Raw genomic sequence first — 23,319 nt, 5'->3', positions numbered from 1 at the left:
TTTTATCTCTTTATTACGTTTACGCAATTGAAGTAAAGACAATATATGTCACTTTTCAAATCAACACATCCACCCATAATACGCAATCCATTCCGGTTATATTTCCCCTCTTTATCGAAATCAAACCACGCATATTTTTATATAAAAACAAGGGTCACCTCCCTTTTTCAAAAGAAAAGTGACCACTTTTTGCTATTGTTCATGGCGAATGACTTGTTTCGGTTGCTGTTGTAAAAATGAAGTATAAGAATCAATAGATAAGGCATCATCAACAAAAATAACGCGACCGCCAAAACGTGTACCTGTAGGCTTCATATGATGTAAACGATAATAACCGCGGTGTGCAGAGGCAAAATAGCCTGTCGTGTAATGTAAATCATCCGATACACACAATTCCCCTTTCACTTGTGCGAATGCTGTAATACACGTCGCTATCGTCAAAGCATCTTGAATACGTGAACTAACAAGCGGTATACGCGCATAATCTTCAAAGCAAAAATGGGTCACCCGAACACCTTTTTCTCCTGTTTGATCTAAACGCACTCCCGTTTGAGCAGAGACGATGATTGCCCCCCTATATTGCGTGTCATCAAAAATATATCCCATTCCTTTGTCAAGCGCCTCTTTCGTAATCCCATGCATTTCACACAACGCCTCTAATGTATACGTTGTATCTTCAATAATCGGTAAAGCCTCAAGTGTGTGCAATGGTTCCGTAACCTTTTCAATTTTTAAATTCAAAAAATCGACATCACCATTTTCATGTTGAAATCCTTTGTCAAAAAATGTTTGCAAGACTGCCGGAATCTTTTGTGCTTCACAAATTGTTTCAGCGCCACTGATATGAACGCCCCCCTGATTCGCTCTCATTTTAACACTGTACATCATTACACCCCCTTGCAACGTGCAAGCAATAATTGCTCAAACAAATATTCCAAATCATGGGCATCGTGAAATAATGAAAGTGACACGCGCAATATTGGCCGTGTGACAGTCGGATATCTGAAATAGCTCACCCATATTCCTTGTGCCAATAACGCTTGATAGACACATTCGATCTCATGATCATCATCAAAAGAAATCCACTTAATCGGCGTCCTTGAGTGACCTTCGTATGGCACGCCAAAGTCACGTTCATATAACTGATTGAATGTATCACTTAATTGATGCAATACGTGTGCCTTTTCAGGTTGTGCCAACATTATTTTCAAATTTTCGTATAGCTGAGCTAACTGAAGTTGTGGTAATGCATTAGAATAAATGACTGGTCGTGCGACATTAATGAGCACTTGTTTAAAAAGTGCTGAACATAAAATCGCGCCACCATGCACACCTACACCTTTGGATAAACTGGTCGTTAAAATATCAATATTTGAATAATGTGTATGCAAGCGAAGACCAAAAGCGTGTGCATCATCTACAACGAGCCATATATTCGGTATTTTTCCTTTTAACTGAACAAGTGCGTCGAGATTCGCGAAAGCACCATCAGTAGAAAAGACGCTGTCTGTCACGATAACTTTGGTCAACGTTTCAGGATATTGAAGTAATGCTTTTTCCAACGCTACGACATCATTGTGCGGATAAATAACTTTCTTAAGCCTACTCAATCGTATCCCATCAATAATACTCGCATGATTGGCCTCATCAGAAAACACCACCACCGTTTCATCTTGAAAAGCTTGCATTACCGCTAAGTTAGCATCATAACCACTCGTCGTGACCAATGCATCTTCAAAATGAAAGTGTGTGCTTAGCAACCGTTCAATCTTCGTATATAGTGCTGAGTTACCACTCACTAATCGTGAACTTGCGAGATGCTTTTGTCCCTTTTCTGACATCCCATCAGCGTGTGTCATTTGTCCTAAACCTAAATAGTCATTCGAGGTAAAATTCAAAAAACGACGCCCTTGCACCGTTAACCACTTACCATCGACCGCTTCCACTTCACGCAATTGACGTAATTGACCCTTAGCTTGGATTGCATCTAATTTGCGCTGAAGATCCATCACTAACGCTCCTTTAAAACATGATGTAATGCCTTTTTAAATATGCGAACCATCTTTTTAATTTCACGATTGGACATACTTAGGACAGGCACAAAGGTGATAATATTTTCTAAATTTCTAATCATCAGTCCTTCTTGCTTACATTTCGCAATCATCGCCTCCACTTGTGCAATATCAAGAGGTGTCTTGTCTGAACAATTTTCTACAAGCTCCACAGCGTACATTAACCCTCTCCCACGTATATTACCTACATGCGGATGCGCACTCAATGTCTCTAAAGATTTACGTAAAGTAGTCGACGTCTTTTCAATATGATGGATGAGATGACGTGTTTGAAACAGGCGAATATTTTCAAGCGCAACAGCACAAACGACTTGATTGCCCGTATATGTATGGCCGTGGAAAAAGGTCTGTTTCGCATGTGCATCACTTAAAAAGGCATCGTACACCGCTTGGGACGTTAATGTTGCGGCTAATGGGACATAACCACCTGTCATGGCTTTGCCTAAACACATCAAGTCAGGTTGGACGTCTTCATGCTCACAGGCGAACATTTTGCCAGTTCGACCAAATCCGACCGCAACTTCATCCACTATGAGTAAAATATTGTACTTTCTACACAGTTGTTCGACTGCTTTCAAAAATCCCTCTGGATGTACATAAAGTCCTGTTGCTCCTTGAATCAGCGGCTCGATCACAAAGCCTACAATTTCGTCTGCACGCGCTTGTAAAATAGCCTCAATTTGTTTTAATATGTCGTCCACCATTGCTGCTTCAGATGGGTAGTCACTATGGTAAAAAGACGGGCATGGCACTTGAATGTTCTCGAAAATCAAGTCTTTGAAAATGCGGTGAAACGTATCAATCCCACCAACACTGACCGAGCCAATTGTGTCGCCATGATACGCTTGATGCAGCGTCAAAAACTTATTTTTCTTGGCATATCTTTCCGCGTCCAAATTTTTCCAATATTGATAGGCCATCTTAATCGCAATTTCCACTGCTGCACTTCCTGTATCAGAATAAAACACTTTTTGTAAGCGTTCAGGCGTCATCGTCACCAATTGTTCAGCAAGTAAAATGGACGGCACGTTAGATGAACCGAGTAACGTTGAATGCGCAATCTGATTCAGTTGACGCTGTATCGCACGGTTGAGCTGTCGATTTTGGTGACCATGGACATTTACCCATAACGACGCGTAACCATCTAGATACTTGCGACCTCTCGTATCATACAAATAGCTTCCTTTCCCTTTTTCAATGATGATAGGATCTTGTTGATTGTACATGCCCATTTGTGTAAAAGGATGCCATACATAATCACGGTCCTTCTGTACTAAAGTTTCATGTTTCATATGTTATCACTCCTTTAATTTGATCGAACAACGTTTCAGAAAAATCTCTATCCGTACCTGCTTCTGGAAATACTTCGACATGACGTCCCGTTATTTTTTCAATCGTTTGATGGTTATCCTGCTCAATGGGTGTATCAGTGTATCGATTCATTACATATAATCCTTTAGGGAGTTGCATCGTCGTCAAATAATGATGATGAACGAGCGCATCACTGATCGCCCCTAACTGTGAAGGCAAAACGCTGATGACACCATCCGCGACGTCACGAATGAAATCTGCTGTCATATAAAATGTCGTTTCATCTTCATATAATGGTACCCCAATGCCTCCTGCGCCCTCTATGAGCAACACATCACATTGCGCATGCCAAGTCTGAACCCATGCCTTAATTGCCATACGATCTAGTTGTTGATGTGGTTCTAACTTGAATGCCAAATGCGGTGATACTGGTGCTGCAAACATATAAAAAGACGTATCAGCATACGACAGACCACACATTTTTTGATAACTTTCTAAATCAGGGTACTTGCCATCAGGTAACACTTCCGTTTGAAATGGCTTAATAATATGCACCTTTAACCCTTTGCGTGTCAGGTAATGATACAGATGGGTTGTCACGTATGTTTTTCCGACATCCGTATTCGTACTTGTTATAAACAATTTCATCGCTATCACCTCATTCTTGTCGTTGTATACTGTTCATATGTTACTGCTTTCAAACCTCATTGTAAACATATTTTATATTTAAGTTTACATTTAAAATTTGTGGCCATATTTACTACAGATACTATGATGTGTCGCATTTATTCTCAAAAAAAGTTACATTCTATTATTATTAGTCTCTCAAAATAAATGATTTTCATATATGCAACGCTTACATGAGTTTTCACATATCAACTCATGACACAGACAGTGTTTAAACCTTTAATGAGACGATTAGCTTTAGTTTCTTTTTGTGAAAAAACGAATTAAAAATTTATGTGTAATAGTAAAAATTGACAGAAATGTGACAAACAAAAAGATACTCGAAAAAATTTGATTGCAATCTGTAGTAAAAACGCTTACAATTCAATCGATACAGTCATCTAGTCATAAGATGTCTATTAAGGGAAAGTTCTTTAGGGGGTCAAGAAATGAATACTTTATTGATGCTTGTTGCATTAAGTGCAGTCATCACACCATTTATTTGTCTTGTTTTGTTAAGGATGTCCGCGCTCGTTGGGATGACAATTAGTGCGATCGTCGTAACATTGCTAGGCTTTTCAGTGTGGGGCATTGAAGCAGGTGTAATCGGCGCATCTTTATTACAAGGTGCACATAAAACATTAACGATCATTTTAATTTTATTTGGCGCATTAACGCTCTTAAATACATTACGTGAAACGAATGCCGTCGCACGTATCAATGCAAGTTTCCAAGGTGTATCCAGTGACATGCGTATCCAAGTCATTATCGTCGCATTTTTATTTGGTTCTTTAATCGAGGGGGCATCTGGTTTTGGAACACCTGCCATGGTGACTGCACCTTTGATGGTTGCACTCGGCTTTAGACCGCTTGTAAGTGTGACTACTGCGTTAATTGCCGACAGTATTTCCGTTTCATTCGGAGCAGTCGGAACACCCGTCATCGTCGGGTTAAGTACATTAAAAAGGGCCAATGAGCAACTATTTTCCGAAACTGCGATTCACATTACATTAATTGACTTATTCAGCGGTGTGTTCATCCCACTGATTATCGTGACAACAATGATTATTTTCTTCGGGAAATCTAATAAATTAAACGCCGTATTAGAAATCTTGCCATGGACATTACTCATCGGTGCCGTGTACGCAATTGTTGCTTGGATCTATGCTTCACTTACTGGTCCTGAGTTCGTCTCCATTTTAAGTTCATTGACAACATTAATCGTTGCTGTTGTAACTGCGCGTAAAGGCTGGCTCGTCCCTAAAAATGAATGGACAGAAGCTTTAACAGATGACTACAAAGTGTCAGACTTATCACAGCCACATGAAATGAGTTTACTGGCTGCATGGTCTCCTTACTTAATCGTAGTCGTACTCTTATTATTAACGCGTATTGTAGCACCGGTCAAAACATTGACAACAACTGTACTCGACTTATCTTGGACTCATATTTTAGGTTACCCAACCATCTCATCTAGTTGGCAATTACTTTATTCACCAGGAACGATTTTATTTATCGCAGCCATTTTTGCGATTCTCATCCAACGTAAATCATTCCGTCACTTTTCAAAAGCATGTAAAGATTCGGCCAAAACAATTAGCGTGACAGGTTTCACCCTCATTGCCACGTTAGCGATGGTACACGTTTTCAGTAACTCAGGCCTCAACAGTAAAGATTTACTCAGCATGCCTGAATTTATCGCGAATGGGATGGCGCATACATTTGGTGATATGTGGCTATTCGTCGCACCGTTTTTAGGCGCACTTGGCTCATTCATTACAGGAAGTGCGACCGTTTCAACATTAACATTCGCACCTGTCCAAGCGAACATTGCAGATGCGATTGGCGCTGACCTGTATACTGTCTTAGCCGCCCAAGTTATTGGGGGTGCAGCAGGAAACATGATTTGTGTGCATAACGTCGTAGCAGTGTGTGCCGTTGTAAATATGGCAGGCAAAGAAGGTAGTGTCATTCGTAAAACGCTCGGACCTGCATTATTATACTGTGCACTTGTCGGTATCAGTGCATTCGTATTCGCAACATTTTTCTTATAACATATCAAAAAAGAGTGCTCAGGCTATGAAAGTCTTCGGCACTCTTTTTTTATTATTTGGTTTAAGGAGAGATAACGCTTTACGCCATAAAGTAATTATGTGAAAGGGATAATGTAACCCTTTAAAACATCTGCTTCAGCTGTTTGCTTTTCTTGTTGCATAAATTTTTCGAATAGCTTTTGACTGATATTTGCTTTTTTATATAAAAATTCAGGCTCAACTTGCAAGTTATTAAGTAGGTTTTCAGGTGTCAGTACTTTTTTGGTAAAAAGCATATTCAATAAGCTATTGATTTTTACTGGCTTAGGTAATTTGATTTCTGCATCTAACGGTTCTCTTTTTTTATAACCCTTTTTATTAATTAATGACCAAAAGTAACGATATTGCGTATCTGAAATGAGACCTAAATAATAAGCACGCATCGCCATCGCTTGAATAGAAACATACCATCGTTCTTTTAACATCACGAAATGATCAGGATTTGATTTCTTTTTAACTTGATTAAAAGACGCGATAAATTGCTTTTCGGGTAATAAAAATTCAGCCGCAAAAATATCTGCTTCTTTTTCGATGCGTTGAAAATCTTCGTGTGACAACATATCAAATTCAATTTGACGATGAAGTAACAAATGACCTAACTCATGCGCTAAATCAAAATGTCTTCGTACAGCAACACCCTTGTTATTAGACAAAATAATAAATGGTACTTGATATTTTGACCAAAAACTATACGCGTCGGCATCATCAGTTAAATCTTTTTCATAAATGTAAACCCCAAACTTTTCTAATGCTAATAACAGCTGATGGTTCGATTGGTCACCGAGTATCATTTTCCGCGCGTCATTTGCAATCAATTGAATACGCACTCTTGCATCGATATTCTGTGAAAAATAACGGTCAATCTTACTTACTAAAGTTAATATCGGAAGGTGAGGTTGCTTCACATATGCCGATAAATGACTAGTCAATTGCGCATAAAAGTTTGCTTGTGCATGGTTCTGACTTAAAATTTTCGTGCTTGTCCTTTGATTTTTAGACCGAAAAGCAATCGAGTGCGTATCAACTGCCGTTATACTAAATAATTCTTGTTTTGGTGAGAAGAAGAACTTTGTTTTTACATTGAATTTTTGCGCCAAAGTATATATTTTGTTGATTTCAGGCATCATGTTTTGTTCTTCATACTGCCAAACTGCTTGTTCTGAAACTTGTAATACGTCTGCTAATGATTTACGACTGTATCCTTCAATCATTCTTAACGCTTTAAGGTTCTCACCTTTAAACATAATATTTCACGCTTCCTTTAATTATAAATCACTTTCTTTGATTTCTTCAATTTCAAACCCAAACACTTCTGTATCTATCCATTCTACATCTTCTCGGTCTTGTTTTAAAACTTCAATTTCCTCTTCATTGATTTGATAGTGTTCATCATTTTTTATAACATCATTCATTTCTTCTGTTAAATTTAAAAATTCGATAGCACTGTAAGTCATTGGATTTGGTATCCAAACCTTTACTTCTTTTAACATTTTTGATTGGTGATCAACATCATAAGTAATCATAATAAATTTGATTTTGTCGCTTGAGTCATTGTTTATCATATCGAAAAGCATTTTATCTGCATTAAGTTGATGGTTAACATGTAATGATTGGTTTAGCTTTTCAAAATCAACACCGCGGTTCAATTCTATTAATTCAGTCAAATATTTCTTTTCTGGAGGTTCACCACCATTATGAATCAATCTTCTACCCTTATTGACTTTATCCTTATTAAAAGTTCTACCACTTACTACTACAAAATGAAAAATCTTTTCGTGATGTTTGTCGGTCGGGCTAAATAATAAAAACTTCCATGAAGGTCCTGCACTACGTCTTGTATTTTCCACAAAATTCTCGGTATGAAGCACAACGTGGTGATCAATATAATTCGCTTTAGTAAATGCATAACCATTACTTACTTTTAATTTTTTATGCGCTTCATTTCTTACTTCTACATATTCCTTATAGCCTGCGACAATTCCTTTTACAATAGATAACTTCAATTGATGATTAAATTGTGACATAAAATCAACTCCTAATCGATAACTAACTTAATCATAATCGAGGTTTTTTGTAAAATCAATCAAATATTTAAAGTAAAGTAATTAAAACAATGATAACTTTAAAGTTTGGTGAAAGAATATCATTATTGTTGCTCATTAAAACTAACTAGATTTGTAATATATAATCATAACTTCCCCCACGAAAACGAACTGTTTCAAACTGATGAACGTTCTGTGTCTTTTATGTGAATTTATTCACAATATAACTGAAAATGCGTTGAATAATCATTTTGAAAGCATATAATATAGTTATAAATCATGTAAATTTAATATAAATTTTTCGCACTATTATTGACTTAATTTATAGAATAGTGCGAAAATAAAGATAGATATCCTGGGGAGGAATGTTAAAATGAAAGCACTTGTTTATCGTGGTCCTGGAAAAAAAGAATGGATCGAAGTTGAAAAGCCACAATTGCAAAAGCCAACAGACGTTATTGTTAAAGTAGTGAAGACAACAATTTGCGGAACTGACTTACACATTTTAAAAGGTGACGTCCCTGCTGTAACTGATGGTCGTATTTTAGGGCACGAAGGTGTAGGGATTGTTGAAGAAGTGGGCGATTCAGTAACACAATTTAAAAAAGGAGACAAAGTGATTATTTCAGCGGTGACAGCTTGTGGATCATGTTACTACTGTAAAAAGCAACTTTATGCGCACTGTGAAGATGGTGGCTGGATTTTAGGTCACTTGATTGATGGTACGCAAGCTGAGTATGTGCGTATTCCACATGCAGACAACAGTTTACACCGTGTGCCAGATGGTGCGAATGACGAAGCGCTTGTTATGCTGAGTGATATTTTACCAACAAGTTTTGAAATTGGTACATTAAGCGCGAACGTTAACCCTGGTGACACTGTTGCGATTGTAGGTGCAGGTCCAATCGGTTTGGCTGCTGTTCTCACTGCACAATTCTACTCACCTGCTGAGATTATTATGATTGACCTTGATGACAATCGTTTACAAGCTGCTAAAGATTTAGGTGCAACAGCTTCTATCAACAGTAGTAGCGAAAATGTCCTCGAACGCATTCATGAATTAACTGGTGGACGTGGTGTCGATGTCGCAATGGAAGCAGTGGGAATTCCAGCAACATTCGAATTATGTCAAAAAATTATTAGCCCTGGTGCCCGTATTGCTAACATTGGTGTTCACGGTACAAAGGTTGATTTACACCTTGAAGAATTATGGATTAAAAATATCTCTATAACAACAGGTCTTGTAAGTGGATACTCTACACCACTCTTACTAAAAACTGTAGAGTCGGGTAAAGTGCAACCTGAAAAGCTTATTACGCACCACTTCGAAATGGATGACATGTTAGAAGCCTATGAAGTGTTTGGCAATGCCGCTCAAGAAGGCACATTAAAAGTGATTATTTCTAACGACAAATAGACTGACATTCTTTTACATTCAAAATAAAAAGAGTAAGGACATGCACTTCATGTGTCGTCTTTACTCTTTTCATTTTCAACCATTTCAACTGTGCCGGTAGTGTTCGGGTAGACATCCCGCACACTGCCTTTACCCCTCTCGATAAAATCGGCTCACTTTCCATAAATAACCGAATGTATTGTAAGCAAACAATACAATCATGAACAAAATACCTAAAAACTGATTGATACCTGTCACTAAAGAAAAGAATGAGAGCAATACAACACCGATGATAATGAGTGATAAATTCATATGATACACCTTGTAGAGTGACACTACAGTAATATGACGCTCCCCTTCATCCATCATTTCAAAAGTTTTTTCCGTATATTTTGCCTCCCCCATTTTTGGAAAGCGACGATCAAACTTTCTTTGGAAAAAACCGACCATGATTGCTGGGATAATCGTAAAAAGAAATGGGATCAATACTGTTATTAATGCCTTATCCCCTTGATTCCCTAACGCTAGGATGAAAAAGTAAACAAAACTAATGAAATATTGTACGTAAACGATGATACTGACTTTTAAAAATTTCATATTCGCTTGGTTTTCTAGTGTATCAGTTTCCTCAATTTCTGTCTGATGATCTACGCGAGACTTCAGTTTTAATGCTGCTTTTTGTGTTTGATATTGCCATAATGTCAGCCCAATGATACATAGCGTCACGATGACACATGATATCACCATAAATTGTTGATCCATAAAATCGATGTGCTCAATGAGATGTTGAAAGTCTATCCCACTTATTAATAATGAAACGAAAACACCGACGATACCGCCAAGAATTACAAACGATAAATAACGCCATACTTTCATAGATCTTCCTCCTCTATGATAAAGACATTCTCTACCGGTTCTCCAAATATACGCGCAATTTTAATCGCCGTGAGTATCGAAGGTGTAAATCCATTGCGTTCGATTAACGAGACCGTTTGACGTGAAATGCCTGCCTTTTTCGCGAGTTGTGTCTGGTTGTAGCCGTCACGTGCCCGCAGCTCCTTCAACCTATTTTTCATGCCTTCAACTCCTTACTTCATTCAATATATATGCTATTAGTCATTTTGACAAGCATGTTAGTCAAAGAAGAAACAATAGCATCCATTTTTACGTCCAATTCTCCTTATTTTTCGAGAGTTTAATCATCATTAATCGATATAAGTCCATAATAATAAAAGAAACTGGGAAAACTTAATGTCCCAGTCTCTTCACTATTAAAATGACGTCAAACATACTACACGATGAACTGTTTTCTTTATTATAAATGGATGCAATCGCTCATCTCGATATCCAATAACCGATATCTTGCAAGTAATTACTCGCTTTTGTTGCTTCTTCAAGGAGCGTTTCTTGCATCACATCCAATCCTTTATGTTCTAAGCGACTGACTGGCCCTGAAATACTCATCGAAGCCTGAATAACGCCTGATTCATCTCTAATCGATGTCGCTATACACATCAAACCGTATTCATATTCTTCACGATCGACCACGATATCTTGGTGAGGCCGCGTCGCCATATCATATTTAAAAGCTTTAGCCGTTGTCACCGTATGAATCGTACGTGATGTCGCCGTCTTAAAATAAGTTTCCAACGCCTCATCTGAAAATGTATTTAAAAACCATTTTCCCATCCCTGAACAATGCAACATTGATGTAGGACCGAGTTGTGCTTGTAATGTATACTGTTCCCCATATTCCGTGTGCAAAATACACACTTCTTGATTGACCAATATGCCCAAATTAATCGCTTCTCCGGTTTTTTCCACCAGCCGACGCATAAACGGCTTGAGATGGTGAATCAATGAGTCCGTTTGCTTCATATGATTTTGATATTTTAACATTTTATAACCGAGGTAATAATTTTCATCTTTATCTTGCGCAACGACATTCAAATCCACTAAAGTTCTTAAATGACGATAAATGGTACTTTTCGGTAACATCGTCAATCGCGCCATCTCACTGACTCCCATTTTTTGATGTTGGGACAATATATCTAAAATTTCAAATGTTTGAATGACAGTTTTAATAGGCGTATATTCGGCCACATCGATTCCCCACCTTTTCTGTGATTTCATTTAGAAGAACAGTTTCACAAATACGATAACAAACGGTAATGCAATGAAAGTGCGTTGTAAGAAAATAATAACAATGTGCGAAAACTTTTGAAGCGCATTCGCTGATGTGAGCAACGTTGCAATTTCGGATAAAAAGATCAACTGCAAAATACTCATCATCGCAATCACGACTTTACTTGTTGACTCTGTTAAATTCGCACCTAAAATGACAGGTAAATAGTTATCCGCAAAGCCTGACATAATTGCACTCGCTGTGACAGCCGCTTCCGGTATGCCTGCGAATTGTAAAATCCATTGAACTGGGTAAGACACCCAAGCAAGTAAAGGCGTATAAACGGAAATCGCAAGTGCTAATGTTCCCCAACAAACAATGATGGGCATTAACCAAACAACATAGAACATCATATTGTCTTTTTTACTAATAAAATTGTGTGCTGTCACTTTCGCTGCACGTTCAGTCGCTTGTGTCGTCGCTATTTTAAGTTTAGATAGTTGCGTTGCTGTTTGGACTTCTTTTAATGGTGTCCCGTCAACATAAACATCTGGATAACGAGAAATAGGCGGAATACGTACACAGATAAATGCAACAATCATGCCAATCACTGTAATCCCTAAGAAAATCATGCCGAAATCATCGACAACACCGAGCACACTACACACGAGAACGACCCAACCAATACTTGATGTCGAAAATTGACTACCGAGAATCGCTGTCTCTTTCACTGTATAATACCCTTTTTCAAACAATTCCTTAGAAGCCAGTATCGCCGCATTCCCCGGTCCGACCCAAGCACTAATTGCACTGACTGCACAGATTTCAGAGATTTTAAAGACCGGCTTAATTAAAAATCCTATGAGTTCACCGATAAATTCCATCGCACCAAATTCTAAAATGAGTGTTTGGAAAAGCAACATAATCGGAACAATGACAGATAGTTGAACGGCTAAATTTACCATCGTCATCCCTGTCTCTTCCGAAGTTAAAAACAATGGTCCAACTTGAAATAAACACATTAAAGTAATCAACGTACCGAGTATCCGGTTTACCGTATAAAATGGCGTTGTCGAAAAAAGAGGTTTCAACGTCGTGTTGTTACGAATCCAATCCGGCTGCCAAATTTGGTCAATCACGGCCATTACTGCACTAATACAAAAAACAAGCGCAATCAACCAAGTGATCGGTCCTTGAAACGTTGAAACAAAGGTCTTTATGACGTGAAATAAAATTGTATCGACACCATTCGCAAAAGAAAATGGAATGAGTACAATGATAATCCCTAAAAGTGTCGCAACAATAAATTTAATCAAGTTTTTCATATCTACTTTGTCAGTTGTCGGTTGTTGTAAATTATTTTTCATCATCAAAACTTCCTTGTCATTGGTCTTTACTTCATTACAAAGTCAATTGTTGAATATAGTCATGCATCACTGCGCACGAAGCGTTCAATTGTGCTTCCTCTTCTGCATTCAGTAATTCAGGAAGCATTTGTTCAACCCCTTGTTCACTCACAATACTTGGTAGACTAATATAAACTGTCAAACCCGTTGATGTTGTATATAAATTCGACACTGGTAATATACGTCGTTCTGGGCTTAGCAGTGCTTCTACCAAACATTGAATTGCATTCGCTACACAATAACAATTCGGTCCTTTCATTTTCCATACATCAAAAGCTGTATCTTTCACACGTTGTGCCATCGTTTCTTTGAAGTCATCTGGTAACATCATATTTTGAGATGCGGCAAATGCCTCTAACGGCAGACCACCGATACGGACATGACGCCATAAGACGACTTGCGAATCACCATGTTCCCCGACAACAGTCGCTTCAATACTTTTTGGACTCACGTTAAAGTAGTCACTCAACAAATATTTCAGACGTGACGTATCGAGCAATGTGCCTAAACCAATGACATCTGAAGGTGCCTTGCCACTGATTTGATAAGTCGTATACGCTAAAATATCGACCGGATTGCTCACTGTTACGATTTTGGCATTCGGACTATACGCTGTCATTTTCGGCACAATTTCTTTTAAAATATCTGCATTTTTCTGCAGTGGAATCAGGCGAGACTCCCCTACTTTTTCCGGTACGCCAATCGTAATAATAATGACATCAGAACCTTGTGTCGCTTCATATTCTCCTGCAATGACACGTTTCGCTTGTGATACACCGACACCATGCATCATATCTAACGCTTGCCCTTGAGCCCGGTCCCGATCCACATCGACCAACACAACCTCCTTTACCCATGGCGTTTCAGATAACAAATACGCAGCAGTCGAACCTACTGCACCCGCACCAATAATACTCACTTTGCTCATATCATTTCACCCTTTCAAAATGGAACGTGTTTCATTTTTCGATTTAAGCATACCCCAAACTTCATGACGAAACAATAATTTTGTGAAATAAATCACAAATATGTCACAACTTATAAAACAAGTCGGTTTGGTCGGTCAAGTTACGTATTCATGAGACTTTTGGGGAGACAAAAGTAGTTGAATTTCGCTGTAAATGAAAGAGGTGTGGATACTGTATATCCAAAAATGAACATATCCGTTTAAATGATGATATAGGAAAGTGATAACTGTGCATCAAGACAAATTGAGTTGAGACATCAGTCCTTGAGAAAGAGAAAAAGCGTCAAAGCAATCTATTTATCATCAATCCAAAACATTTGTGTTCAAAATACACAAAAAAGGTGCCCTATCAGCATTTACACAAACACTGATACAGCACCTACTATCATTCACACTAACTGTTATAAAACAGTGAATACTCTTTGACCTTTCTCAACTTCCTTAACGTCTTCTACTTCAATTTGACGCTCTCCTAAGTTTGTCACAATCATCGGCGTCACAATACTTGGCGCATGTTGTTGCAGATATTCTAAATCCACTTTCATCAACAATTGACCTTCCGCCACTTCATCGCCGACTTTAACGAAACTTTCAAAGCCTTCTCCATTTAATTTCACTGTATCAATACCGATATGGATCAGCAATTCTACCCCGTCTGTTGATTCAATACCAATAGCATGTTTTGTTGGGAATAAGGCTTTCACTTTACCATGGAATGGCGCGACAATTTCAGACTGACGTGGGATAAAGCCCACACCGTCACCCATCATACCGCCTGAAAAGACTTGATCAGGCACTTCTGATAACGGTATCACTTCTCCGTCACATGGCGCAACAATCGTCACACTTCTCGAACCATCAATATGCACAGCTTCATCTTCCTCAGAGACCGTCGTTTGACTCGGACTCGTAATCTCACCTTTCATAATGAGTGCCATGTCATGCTTAATTTGATCAGATTTCGGTCCAAAAATGGCTTGCATGTTGTTGCCGACTTCAAGCACACCTGCGGCACCTAATTCTTTCAATGCGTTCACATCAACTTTTGCTTTGTCCAAAACTTCGACACGGAGACGCGTAATACATGCATCTAAATGTTTCACGTTGTCTTTACCACCCATCGCATCAAGCACATCAAATGGTAAGCGCTCAACTGACGTATCTCTCGTCTCTGCAACTTCATCTTCACGACCAGGCGTTTTTAAATTCATATGCTTGATGACAAAAGTAAATAAGAAGTAGTAAATGATAGCGTAAACAATACCTACTGGAATCACGTATAAGGCATGGGTGCGATCCCAATTCAGTAAACCATATAAAATATAATCAATAAAACCACCTGAGAATGTCATTCCAATCTTAACATCTAATAAATGCATGACTAAGAAAGATGTCCCTGCTAACAATACGTGTAATACGTATAAAATCGGTGCAACAAATAAGAATGAGAACTCTAATGGTTCTGTAATACCTGTTAAAAATGATGTTAATGCCGCGGATAACATCAAACCACCAACAATCTTTTTACGCTCTGGTCGCGCTTGTCGATAAATCGCATATGCTGCCGCTGGTAAACCAAACATCATGAATGGATATTTACCTGTTGTGAAAGCACCGGCTGTAAATTCGACGCCATCTTTCATTTGTGCCATCCAAATACGTTGATCTCCTCGAACCACTTCACCAGCTTGATTCACGTATGAGCCAAATTCAAACCAAAATGGCGCATAGAAAATGTGATGTAAACCAAATGGAATCAACGAACGTTCAATAATTCCAAAAATAAATGTCGTTAATACAAGGTTTTTGTTTAATAAGAAGTTTGATAAATCATTAAGGCCTTCTTGAATCGGTGGCCAAACAAATGCCAACACAACCCCCGTAACAATCGCAACCAATGATGTCACAATCGGTACAAAACGTTTACCAGCAAAAAAACCTAAAAACTGTGGTAATGTAATGTTATAAAATTTGTTGTAACACCATGCTGCTAACGCCCCCATAATGATACCGCCGAATACACCTGTTTGTAATGTTGGGATACCTAGTATCAAGGCATGCTGTGGTAACTTATTCGCTTGACTTAATGTTTTTGCGCCATCAGCAAAAGAAAAGATTTGATCGATACTAATATGCATTACTTTACCTATCGTTGCATTCATAATTAAGTAACCGACCAATGCTGCTAATGCTGCGACACCATCACCGCCTGCTAAACCTAATGCTGTCCCCACTGCAAAAAGTAAAGGTAAATTATCGAATACCACTTGACCTGCTGATTCCATAATTGTAGAAAGAATGACAAATACTTCATGCTTCAACCATGGTGCCAAGGATACGAGTTGCTCATTGTGCATGGCATTACCTAGTGCAAGTAAAATTCCGGCAGCCGGCAAAATGGCAACCGGAAGCATTAACGCCTTCCCTACTCTTTGTAACTGTCCAAAAAAAAGTTTAAAAATCATTAAAACACCGCTTTAAAATCATTGAGTCATATAAAAAGGCATGAGCAAATAAAACTGTTATAAAACAGTTTCTTTTTGCTCATGCCTGATTATCAGTAACACGCTTTATATCGAATTAACTTTATTGTATTACATTGAAGTTTGCAATACAATGTTTTTTTTAATATTTATAAACATAGCTTTAAAGCTCACTTCTATATGCAATAAAATCCTTGCAACCTCCTTGCAAAATCACTTTCTTTGACGAATCGTACTCACTTCTTCAAAATAGTAGTGTAACTATCGCAAGACATATTTTAATGTTAAAAATCTTTTTGCTTTACAAAATACGAACCTTTTGGTATATTTTTTATATCATATAACTAATTAAAAATATTTTACACGGAGGGTCTTTCTATGACTAACCTTAAATTCGATCCAGTACACAGTAATTTGGAGTTTTCAATCCGCCACTTAATGGTTTCAAAAGTTAAAGGAACATTTCACGATTACACAGTTGACGTGACAGGAGATATTAATGACTTAAGCTCATTACAATCTGTTGTAACAATTAATGTCAACTCAATCGACACAAAAAATGCTGATCGTGACAACCACTTAAAAACAGCGGATTTCTTTAATGCGGAATCTCACCAACAAATCGTTTTCAAATCTAAAAAAGTAACAGAAAACAAAGTTACTGGTGATTTGACAATTGCCGGTCAAACAAACGAAGAAACATTCGATTTTGAAAACCTTGGTGTGAGCAACAACCCACTTACAGGCGGAAAAGTTACTGGTTTTACAGCATCAGGTACAATTGACCGTGAAAAATACGGTATGAACTTCAACCAAGCTTTAGAAACAGGTGGCGTTATGCTTGGTAAAGACGTTAAATTCGAATTCCACGGTGAGTTTTCTATTGAAGATTAATAAAACTCAGATTTCGCTAAGACAATACCATCTTAGTTAAACAAATATCCGAGATGTTCGTCATTCATAATGATGTACTATCTCGGATTTTTTGATGATTTTATTGAAGTACAAAAATACTTCAACATAATAAAGACGATAGCTTATGGTGTTTCGCCCACTTGCTATCGTCGTATCCATGTACTACTATATGATGTTATGCACACGCCCCATTTTTATCGTTTGATACACGTGTATGTCATCATCTACAACCACAAGATCCGCATCCTTGCCTACAGCGATACTGCCCTTATGGTCATCAATCCGCAATGCTTTCGCTTGATTCAAGCTAGTTACTGGCCATAATGTTTCTAAACTTTCTCCCGTAAATTGAATCAAATTGCGTAAACCCTCATTCATTTTCAAGACACTACCAGCTAACGAACCCGATTCCAAGTGCGCCTCGTGATCTTTCACAATCACTTTTTGGCCTCCTAATTCATAGTCACCCTCAGGCATTCCTTTTGCACGCATCGCATCCGTAATCAGGTACATTTTTTCTGGTCCTTTATGTTGATACGCAATTGCGACTGATTGAGGATGTGCATGGACACCATCGACAATGACTTCTGTACTTAATCGGTCGTTTGTCCAAGCTGCACCAAACATACCTGGATTTCTATGATGGAAACCGACACCCGCATTGTATAAGTGTGTGACGTGTTTGACACCCTCTGCTGCTGCTGTGTTCGCTTGATCAAAATCGACTTCAGTATGACCCATTGAAAAGATAAACTCATCTTTTAACGTTTGAATGACTTCACTTGCACCTTCAACTTCGGGTGCAATTGTCACAATTTTAATGAGTCCTTTAGCTTTCTCTTGAAAATGTCTCAACAATTCCACTGTGGGTCTTTGGATAAATGCTGGATTTTGTGCTCCGATTTTGTGCTCAGAAATGAATGGTCCCTCTAAATGTACACCACCTACTTCGGCAGCATTGGTCACATCCTGTTTCTGATGATAAACACTAATATTGTGTAATGCCTTTTCAATCGCTTCTTGAGACTGTGTCATTGTCGTCGCTAAAAAGGTCGTTGTGCCTTCTATTAATAGATGTTCCGCTAAATATTTCAAGCCATCGTATGAGCCGTCCATCGCATCTTCACCATAACCACCGTGGATGTGCACGTCAATGAAACCGGGTAAGATGTGACGTCCTTTTGCATCTACAACTTCTAAGTCCCCAGTATACGCACCCGTTTCAATTGCTTTAATTTTACCTTCTTCCACTATAAGGTAACCGTCTGAAATCACACCGTCTTCTGTATAAATGACGCCATTTATAATTACATATGTCATAGTATACCTTCTTTACTGTAATTTGATTGTTTTATTCATCATCATCGTCATCGTCTTGATTTAACAGCGCGTTGATGTGAATGATACCTTCTTGCGCTTTTTGCACATAGTCAGGTTGTTCACCAATCATTTTACCATTAATATAGCTCATCACCATTGGTAAACTCATCCCTACATAAAGATTTAAGTCTGACCCATTCATGATTTTTTTAGAAACGGTATTCGCTGGTGTACCGCCTAATAAATCTGCAAAAACTGTCACTTGATCGCCTTCATCAATGAGTGCGTCTAATGCTTTTTCAAAATCTTCAGGCCCCATTTCTGGTGTCAATGCCGCAGTATGAATGTAATCTTGAGGCCCAAGAATCATTTCTACACTGTCTTTAAGCCCTTCACAAAAAGCGCCGTGACTCACAAGGATTAACTTTTCCATAGTTCAAATGCTCCCATCGAATTAAATTTTTGAAATAACACCCAACGCTGACAAAATAATTGAAACGATAATCACAATGAAGATTGCACGTGTTGAGTTCATTTTTTTACGTCCTAATAACCAGTAAATGGCAAATACAATAATCAAAGGTAATAATCTTGGTAAAATCATGTCGGCATTGTTTTGGATGTTGACTGTTAAATCACCAATTTGTGGTTTCCAAGCAAATTGCACACGAATCATCGTAGCGACGAGTGCACCGACCATGAATACCCCGAGCAATGTTGCTGCATTCGTTAATGATTCTAAGCGGTGTTGCATCGTTGTCACAAGTGAAATCCCTTCTTTGTACGCGAATTTCAACTGTTTCCATCTGAATACGATGATAGCTAGCATTGCGACAAACCAAAGCAATGCACCGAATGGATTACCGTCTTGCGCCATGTTTGCTGCAATGGCACCGAAAATTGTAGGAACTAATGAACCGAAAATCGCATCCCCTACAGCCGCAAATGGTCCCATTAAACCGACTTTAATCCCTTTGACAGATTCTTTTGATGCATAGCGTTCTTTTTCTTCCATCGCAATATCAATACCCATAATAATCGTGTTAAAGAAGTTACTTGTATTGAAGAATTGCGCATGTGTTCGCATCATTTCTTGTAATTCAGGTGAATCGTCACCATAAATTTTACGTAATTGTGGAAGGATCGTGAATAAATAACCAGACCCTTGCATACGCTCGTAGTTCCAACCCCATTGGAAGAACAATAAGCTACGTATGTTCATTTGTCTAAAGTCTTTATCAGTCAGTTTATAAGGTATTTGCGGCATTGCACCTGTTAACTTTGAATTTGCATCAGCGTTTTGAGAAATTTGTGTTTCCGTTTGATTATAATTCGTCATCGTCAATCTCTCCTTCATCATCCGCATCTGTTGCTTGGTTTCCTCCATGATTTGCAGCTATTGTTTTAGATTGTGAGCTTCGACTGTATTCCATTGCCGCTAAAGCAAAACCAATCGCTGCAATCGCTAACATTGGTAATGATGAGAACGACATTGTAAAGTTTTTGTCTAAACCTGCAACTGATGTCCCTATACCTGATAAACCGTTAAAGACTGTCACCATTAATGCTGTAATGATAAAACCTAAAATAAAGTAAGGATAATGTTTTTTCAAAGGTAAGTAACGTAACAAAATAGCGAAACCGACTGCTGGTAATACCGCACCTGCCACTGTTAAACCGTCACCTAACCATTTTAAATCACCGTTCAAGTAGTCAACGATTTTACCTACCACGCTACCACCGAATACAAGTGCTAAAAATACTGGAATCGCACGAGATAATGCCCATGGAATCGCACCGTATAAGTAGTTACGTTCAATACCTTTGTAATCCATTTGTTCAATTTTTTTATCAATACGATGTGCAAAGAATGTGTTTGTGAAACGTGCTAAAATATCTGTTTGAATCATTAAGCTCGCTACAGGTACAGCAAGTGTCGCAAGCGCTTGTTGTGGATTCATTCCGAGTGCTACTGAGAATGCAACCGCTAATACCGTACCAGAGTTTGCATCGATTCTTGATGCACCACCAAATGTACCTACCCCTAGAATTGTTAACTGCATACCTCCGCCGATAATTAAACCAGTAGTAACATCGCCCATGATTAAACCTGATATAATCCCTGCAAATACAGGATGTCCGAAAATATTAAATTGCAAATCATCTAAAATTTGATAACCTGCGTACAGCGTTAAGAGCAATACTTGCCACCATAAAATATCCAATAGAAACGCCTCCTGATAGTTCTATTCTTTGATTAATGACATAAAGTCAACTGATTTATCGTTTGGTACCATTTGTGAGATAATGTTGACACCTTTTTCTTGTAATAATTTGAAATTGTTTACATCTTCGTCAGTAATGTTGATTGAGTTCGTCACTGAACGTGTTTCATTTGTTTGTGACATGTTACCTACATTCAATTCTTCAATTTTCACACCATTGTTCACAAGTTCAACAAATCGGTCAGGACGTTTTGCGATAACCATCACACGTTGTGAATCATATTTACCGTTGTTGATGTTGTTAGCTGCTTTTTCAACTGGTAAAACACTTAATTTAATTCCTGCTGGTGTCGCAAGTTTTAATGCTTGTTTGTCGATATCACTTTGAGCGACTTCATTATCAATAACGATGAATCGTCCAATGTTTAATTTTGTTGCCCATAAGTTTGCCACTTGTCCATGAATTAATCTCCCATCGATTCTGCTTCCGATAATTGCCATAATAAATCCTCTCCTTATACTTCAGAAAATTTTGGTGTTTTAATCAGTTGGATACTTTCTGGATATTTTCCTTCTGAGTCAAACACGATAATTTCATTTTGTCCTTGTTTCAAAAATGCTTTAGGAATGTAGAGCGATTGTGACGGTCCAATTTCCCAATAACGACCGATGTTGAATCCGTTGACGATTACAACACCTTTTCCGAAACCGCTTACATCAATATGCGTATTGTTCGACTCTGCTAAGTCAAATGTGTATTTGTAAAAAGCAGGTTGTTGTTCAGACCATTCACGTTTGAAATGATTCGCTGTTAAACGGTCGAAGTCGATATCGAATTGTTCCCAACCTTGTACAAAATGAAGATCTTGCATGAGTCCTTGACCTAAACCTTTACGTTGTGTCGGTGCTAATAATTTGTAGCCGTAGTTGACACGACCCATATTTTCAACGAGCACATCGATTTGTGGTTGGTCAGACGTTAATGTGACTTCAAACTGATCTCCAATTTCTTCTTGATACGCTGTGTAGACATGTTGTTGGTCTACAAAACAGTGGACACGGTCTCTTGCATCTACAATTCGTAATTTTTCTTGTTCTGTCGCTTTATGGATACGCGTACGATATACCATATAACCATAGCCAGAACCCGCTTCTTCCATCGTTTGTGGGTAGAAGCTTGTCGTTTTTGTTGAAATGTCTTCAAGTACTTCGAATAAATTCACTTTGGCTGCCAATGGAATAGCTTTCATTGACATAAATGTTTTCGTTCTTGGCTCATGTTGCTCAATGTCAGGCATTTCTTCTTTGAGCATCTCTTGTAAAGCAAAGTATTTTTCTGTTGGATTACCCGCCTCATCTAACGGCGCATGATAGTCATAAGATGTCACTTGTGGTAAATCTTTCGTACCACGTGCCGAGCAACCGTTCCAAAAACCAAAGTTTGTCCCCCCATGGAACATATATAAATTAAGTGAGCCTAATTTCACTGCATCGCGCACTTCTTCAGCCAAATCATCACTGTCTCGTTTAATCACAGGTTCGCCCCAGCGATTAAACCAGCCATCCCAAAATTCCATACACATTAACGGCCACTTTTTACTAAATTCTTGTTGGAACGTCTTTAAGTTTTCGAAATTTTGAACTGTACGTGAACCAAAATTGCCAGTCGGTAAAATATCGTCTTCAATGAGACTCCCCGCTCTTAAACATTGATCCCAAGCACCGTCTGATGTGAAAAATGGTACTGTCACTCCTTCTTCACGCATCATGTGAGCAAGTGAACGTAAATAGTCGTGATCTTGACCGAATGAACCGTATTCATTTTCGACTTGCATCATGATAATCGGGCCGCCTTGATCAATTTGCAATGGCGTTAAGATTTTAAACAGTTCATGATAATATTTTTTCACTTTTTCTAAATATTTCTCATCTCTCGAACGGATGCGCATTGTACGGTCATTCAATAACCATGCTGGAAATCCACCGAACTCCCACTCCGCACAAATGTAAGGAGAAGGTCGTACGATAACGTAAAGTCCAAGCTTTGCTGCAAGTTCGATAAAATGTTTTAAATCTTTATGTCCTTTGAAGTCGTACTCATTTTCAATCGTTTCATGAAAGTTCCAAGGGACATAAGTTTCCACTGTATTAAATCCGAGTGCTTTTAAATTGTATAATGAATCTTCCCAGTCATCCTTTGGTATTCTAAAGTAATGGATGGCACCGGACAATATTTTGATTGGTTTGTCATCTAATAAAAATGTATCGCTTATTTTGAAACGACTCACATCATCACCT

The 23,319-nt window shown here is 38.3% G+C and carries 21 protein-coding genes; 3 read left to right on the top strand and 18 right to left on the bottom strand.

The window, feature by feature from the left end; genetic code table 11:
• Positions 1-192: 192 nt before the first annotated feature.
• From BJK46_RS01600 to bioD, 4 genes are read right to left on the bottom strand one after another with little or no spacing between them, the layout of a single operon-like run.
• Complete coding sequence (locus BJK46_RS01600) at positions 193-885, bottom strand: 6-carboxyhexanoate--CoA ligase (RefSeq protein WP_103263492.1); 693 nt, start codon at positions 883-885, stop codon at positions 193-195.
• Between the two features lie 2 nt (positions 886-887).
• Positions 888-2,009, bottom strand: a complete 1,122-nt coding sequence (locus BJK46_RS01595; protein WP_103263491.1) for an aminotransferase class I/II-fold pyridoxal phosphate-dependent enzyme — start codon at positions 2,007-2,009, stop codon at positions 888-890.
• A 2-nt stretch (positions 2,010-2,011) separates the two neighbouring features.
• Positions 2,012-3,364, bottom strand: a complete 1,353-nt coding sequence (bioA, locus tag BJK46_RS01590) for an adenosylmethionine--8-amino-7-oxononanoate transaminase (RefSeq protein WP_037542091.1) — start codon at positions 3,362-3,364, stop codon at positions 2,012-2,014.
• A complete protein-coding gene (bioD, locus tag BJK46_RS01585) occupies positions 3,354-4,031 on the bottom strand; it encodes a dethiobiotin synthase (RefSeq protein ID WP_065353946.1) in 678 nt (225 codons plus the stop codon). The genes bioA and bioD overlap by 11 nt, the downstream gene beginning before the upstream one ends.
• Before the next feature lie 467 nt (positions 4,032-4,498).
• Between bioD and BJK46_RS01580 the strand changes: the two genes are divergently transcribed.
• Positions 4,499-6,103 carry an L-lactate permease gene (locus BJK46_RS01580; RefSeq protein ID WP_103263490.1) on the top strand — a complete coding sequence of 535 codons (1,605 nt, stop codon included), beginning with the start codon at positions 4,499-4,501 and terminating at the stop codon, positions 6,101-6,103.
• A 95-nt stretch (positions 6,104-6,198) separates the two neighbouring features.
• On the opposite strand, the gene BJK46_RS01575 is transcribed toward BJK46_RS01580, so the two are convergent.
• Together BJK46_RS01575 and BJK46_RS01570 are read right to left on the bottom strand one after the other, a co-directional pair.
• Complete coding sequence (locus tag BJK46_RS01575) at positions 6,199-7,386, bottom strand: spr1629 family repressor/antitoxin (RefSeq protein WP_103263489.1); 1,188 nt, start codon at positions 7,384-7,386, stop codon at positions 6,199-6,201.
• Positions 7,387-7,407: 21 nt separating this feature from the next.
• Positions 7,408-8,166 (bottom strand): spr1630 family ClpXP-sensitive toxin, encoded by a 759-nt coding sequence (locus BJK46_RS01570; RefSeq protein ID WP_103263488.1) that lies wholly within the window; start codon positions 8,164-8,166, stop codon positions 7,408-7,410.
• 391 nt (positions 8,167-8,557) lie between these two features.
• Between BJK46_RS01570 and BJK46_RS01565 the strand changes: the two genes are divergently transcribed.
• Positions 8,558-9,601 carry a zinc-dependent alcohol dehydrogenase family protein gene (locus BJK46_RS01565; RefSeq protein ID WP_014612773.1) on the top strand — a complete coding sequence of 348 codons (1,044 nt, stop codon included), beginning with the start codon at positions 8,558-8,560 and terminating at the stop codon, positions 9,599-9,601.
• A 129-nt stretch (positions 9,602-9,730) separates the two neighbouring features.
• On the opposite strand, the gene BJK46_RS01560 is transcribed toward BJK46_RS01565, so the two are convergent.
• The 6 genes from BJK46_RS01560 to ptsG all read right to left on the bottom strand — a co-directional run bounded on the left by BJK46_RS01560 (position 9,731) and on the right by ptsG (position 16,540).
• Positions 9,731-10,456: a DUF3169 family protein gene (locus BJK46_RS01560; RefSeq protein WP_103263487.1), complete on the bottom strand. Its 726-nt coding sequence runs from the start codon at positions 10,454-10,456 to the stop codon at positions 9,731-9,733.
• Positions 10,453-10,656 carry a helix-turn-helix transcriptional regulator gene (locus BJK46_RS01555; protein ID WP_014612771.1) on the bottom strand — a complete coding sequence of 68 codons (204 nt, stop codon included), beginning with the start codon at positions 10,654-10,656 and terminating at the stop codon, positions 10,453-10,455. The genes BJK46_RS01560 and BJK46_RS01555 overlap by 4 nt, the downstream gene beginning before the upstream one ends.
• A 259-nt stretch (positions 10,657-10,915) precedes the next feature.
• Positions 10,916-11,683, bottom strand: coding sequence for an IclR family transcriptional regulator (locus BJK46_RS01550; RefSeq protein ID WP_014612770.1), 768 nt, complete (start codon positions 11,681-11,683; stop codon positions 10,916-10,918).
• A gap of 30 nt (positions 11,684-11,713) precedes the next feature.
• Entirely contained in the window at positions 11,714-13,072 is a 1,359-nt protein-coding gene (locus BJK46_RS01545; protein WP_172425784.1) for a YjiH family protein, read from the bottom strand.
• A 34-nt stretch (positions 13,073-13,106) separates the two neighbouring features.
• Positions 13,107-14,039: a lactate/malate family dehydrogenase gene (locus tag BJK46_RS01540; RefSeq protein ID WP_014612768.1), complete on the bottom strand. Its 933-nt coding sequence runs from the start codon at positions 14,037-14,039 to the stop codon at positions 13,107-13,109.
• A 440-nt stretch (positions 14,040-14,479) separates the two neighbouring features.
• The gene (gene ptsG / locus BJK46_RS01535) at positions 14,480-16,540 is read right to left on the bottom strand and encodes a glucose-specific PTS transporter subunit IIBC (protein ID WP_096538175.1); all 2,061 of its coding nucleotides are present in this window, start codon (positions 16,538-16,540) and stop codon (positions 14,480-14,482) included.
• Positions 16,541-16,939: 399 nt separating this feature from the next.
• Here ptsG and BJK46_RS01530 point away from each other — a divergent pair, with 399 nt between their 5' ends.
• Positions 16,940-17,455: a YceI family protein gene (locus BJK46_RS01530; protein WP_014612766.1), complete on the top strand. Its 516-nt coding sequence runs from the start codon at positions 16,940-16,942 to the stop codon at positions 17,453-17,455.
• Positions 17,456-17,641: 186 nt separating this feature from the next.
• On the opposite strand, the gene nagA is transcribed toward BJK46_RS01530, so the two are convergent.
• From nagA to BJK46_RS01500, 6 genes are read right to left on the bottom strand one after another with little or no spacing between them, the layout of a single operon-like run.
• A complete protein-coding gene (nagA, locus tag BJK46_RS01525) occupies positions 17,642-18,796 on the bottom strand; it encodes an N-acetylglucosamine-6-phosphate deacetylase (protein WP_063284828.1) in 1,155 nt (384 codons plus the stop codon).
• Positions 18,797-18,827: 31 nt separating this feature from the next.
• Positions 18,828-19,229 carry a PTS sugar transporter subunit IIA gene (locus BJK46_RS01520; protein ID WP_020219969.1) on the bottom strand — a complete coding sequence of 134 codons (402 nt, stop codon included), beginning with the start codon at positions 19,227-19,229 and terminating at the stop codon, positions 18,828-18,830.
• A 21-nt stretch (positions 19,230-19,250) separates the two neighbouring features.
• A complete protein-coding gene (locus BJK46_RS01515) occupies positions 19,251-20,135 on the bottom strand; it encodes a PTS system mannose/fructose/sorbose family transporter subunit IID (protein ID WP_103263486.1) in 885 nt (294 codons plus the stop codon).
• Positions 20,122-21,021, bottom strand: a complete 900-nt coding sequence (locus BJK46_RS01510) for a PTS mannose/fructose/sorbose/N-acetylgalactosamine transporter subunit IIC (RefSeq protein WP_014612762.1) — start codon at positions 21,019-21,021, stop codon at positions 20,122-20,124. Before BJK46_RS01510 ends, BJK46_RS01515 begins: the two co-directional genes overlap by 14 nt.
• A 21-nt stretch (positions 21,022-21,042) precedes the next feature.
• Complete coding sequence (locus BJK46_RS01505; protein ID WP_014612761.1) at positions 21,043-21,522, bottom strand: PTS sugar transporter subunit IIB; 480 nt, start codon at positions 21,520-21,522, stop codon at positions 21,043-21,045.
• A 14-nt stretch (positions 21,523-21,536) separates the two neighbouring features.
• Positions 21,537-23,309 (bottom strand): glycoside hydrolase family 35 protein, encoded by a 1,773-nt coding sequence (locus BJK46_RS01500; RefSeq protein ID WP_099991788.1) that lies wholly within the window; start codon positions 23,307-23,309, stop codon positions 21,537-21,539.
• Between the last annotated feature and the right edge of the window lie 10 nt (positions 23,310-23,319).

The sequence above is a fragment of the Staphylococcus pseudintermedius genome (assembly GCF_001792775.2).
In the GTDB taxonomy this organism is placed as follows: Bacteria; Bacillota; Bacilli; order Staphylococcales; family Staphylococcaceae; genus Staphylococcus; species Staphylococcus pseudintermedius.
The sequence above is the reverse complement of the archived record's forward strand: the minus strand, read 5'-3'. Positions and strand labels throughout refer to the sequence as shown.

Bases quoted from the DNA above. Each gene is read 5' to 3' on its own strand.
- BJK46_RS01560 (WP_103263487.1), bottom strand. From the start codon at position 10,456: ATGAAAGTATGGCGTTATTTATCGTTTGTAATTCTTGGCGGTATCGTC.
- BJK46_RS01555 (WP_014612771.1), bottom strand. From the start codon at position 10,656: ATGAAAAATAGGTTGAAGGAGCTGCGGGCACGTGACGGCTACAACCAG.
- BJK46_RS01600 (WP_103263492.1), bottom strand. From the start codon at position 885: ATGTACAGTGTTAAAATGAGAGCGAATCAGGGGGGCGTTCATATCAGT.
- BJK46_RS01595 (WP_103263491.1), bottom strand. From the start codon at position 2,009: ATGGATCTTCAGCGCAAATTAGATGCAATCCAAGCTAAGGGTCAATTA.
- BJK46_RS01565 (WP_014612773.1), top strand. From the start codon at position 8,558: ATGAAAGCACTTGTTTATCGTGGTCCTGGAAAAAAAGAATGGATCGAA.
- BJK46_RS01520 (WP_020219969.1), bottom strand. From the start codon at position 19,229: ATGGAAAAGTTAATCCTTGTGAGTCACGGCGCTTTTTGTGAAGGGCTT.
- BJK46_RS01530 (WP_014612766.1), top strand. From the start codon at position 16,940: ATGACTAACCTTAAATTCGATCCAGTACACAGTAATTTGGAGTTTTCA.
- BJK46_RS01515 (WP_103263486.1), bottom strand. From the start codon at position 20,135: ATGACGAATTATAATCAAACGGAAACACAAATTTCTCAAAACGCTGAT.
- nagA (WP_063284828.1), bottom strand. From the start codon at position 18,796: ATGACATATGTAATTATAAATGGCGTCATTTATACAGAAGACGGTGTG.
- BJK46_RS01570 (WP_103263488.1), bottom strand. From the start codon at position 8,166: ATGTCACAATTTAATCATCAATTGAAGTTATCTATTGTAAAAGGAATT.
- BJK46_RS01540 (WP_014612768.1), bottom strand. From the start codon at position 14,039: ATGAGCAAAGTGAGTATTATTGGTGCGGGTGCAGTAGGTTCGACTGCT.
- BJK46_RS01580 (WP_103263490.1), top strand. From the start codon at position 4,499: ATGAATACTTTATTGATGCTTGTTGCATTAAGTGCAGTCATCACACCA.
- BJK46_RS01505 (WP_014612761.1), bottom strand. From the start codon at position 21,522: ATGGCAATTATCGGAAGCAGAATCGATGGGAGATTAATTCATGGACAA.
- BJK46_RS01575 (WP_103263489.1), bottom strand. From the start codon at position 7,386: ATGTTTAAAGGTGAGAACCTTAAAGCGTTAAGAATGATTGAAGGATAC.
- BJK46_RS01545 (WP_172425784.1), bottom strand. From the start codon at position 13,072: ATGAAAAATAATTTACAACAACCGACAACTGACAAAGTAGATATGAAA.
- bioA (WP_037542091.1), bottom strand. From the start codon at position 3,364: ATGAAACATGAAACTTTAGTACAGAAGGACCGTGATTATGTATGGCAT.
- bioD (WP_065353946.1), bottom strand. From the start codon at position 4,031: ATGAAATTGTTTATAACAAGTACGAATACGGATGTCGGAAAAACATAC.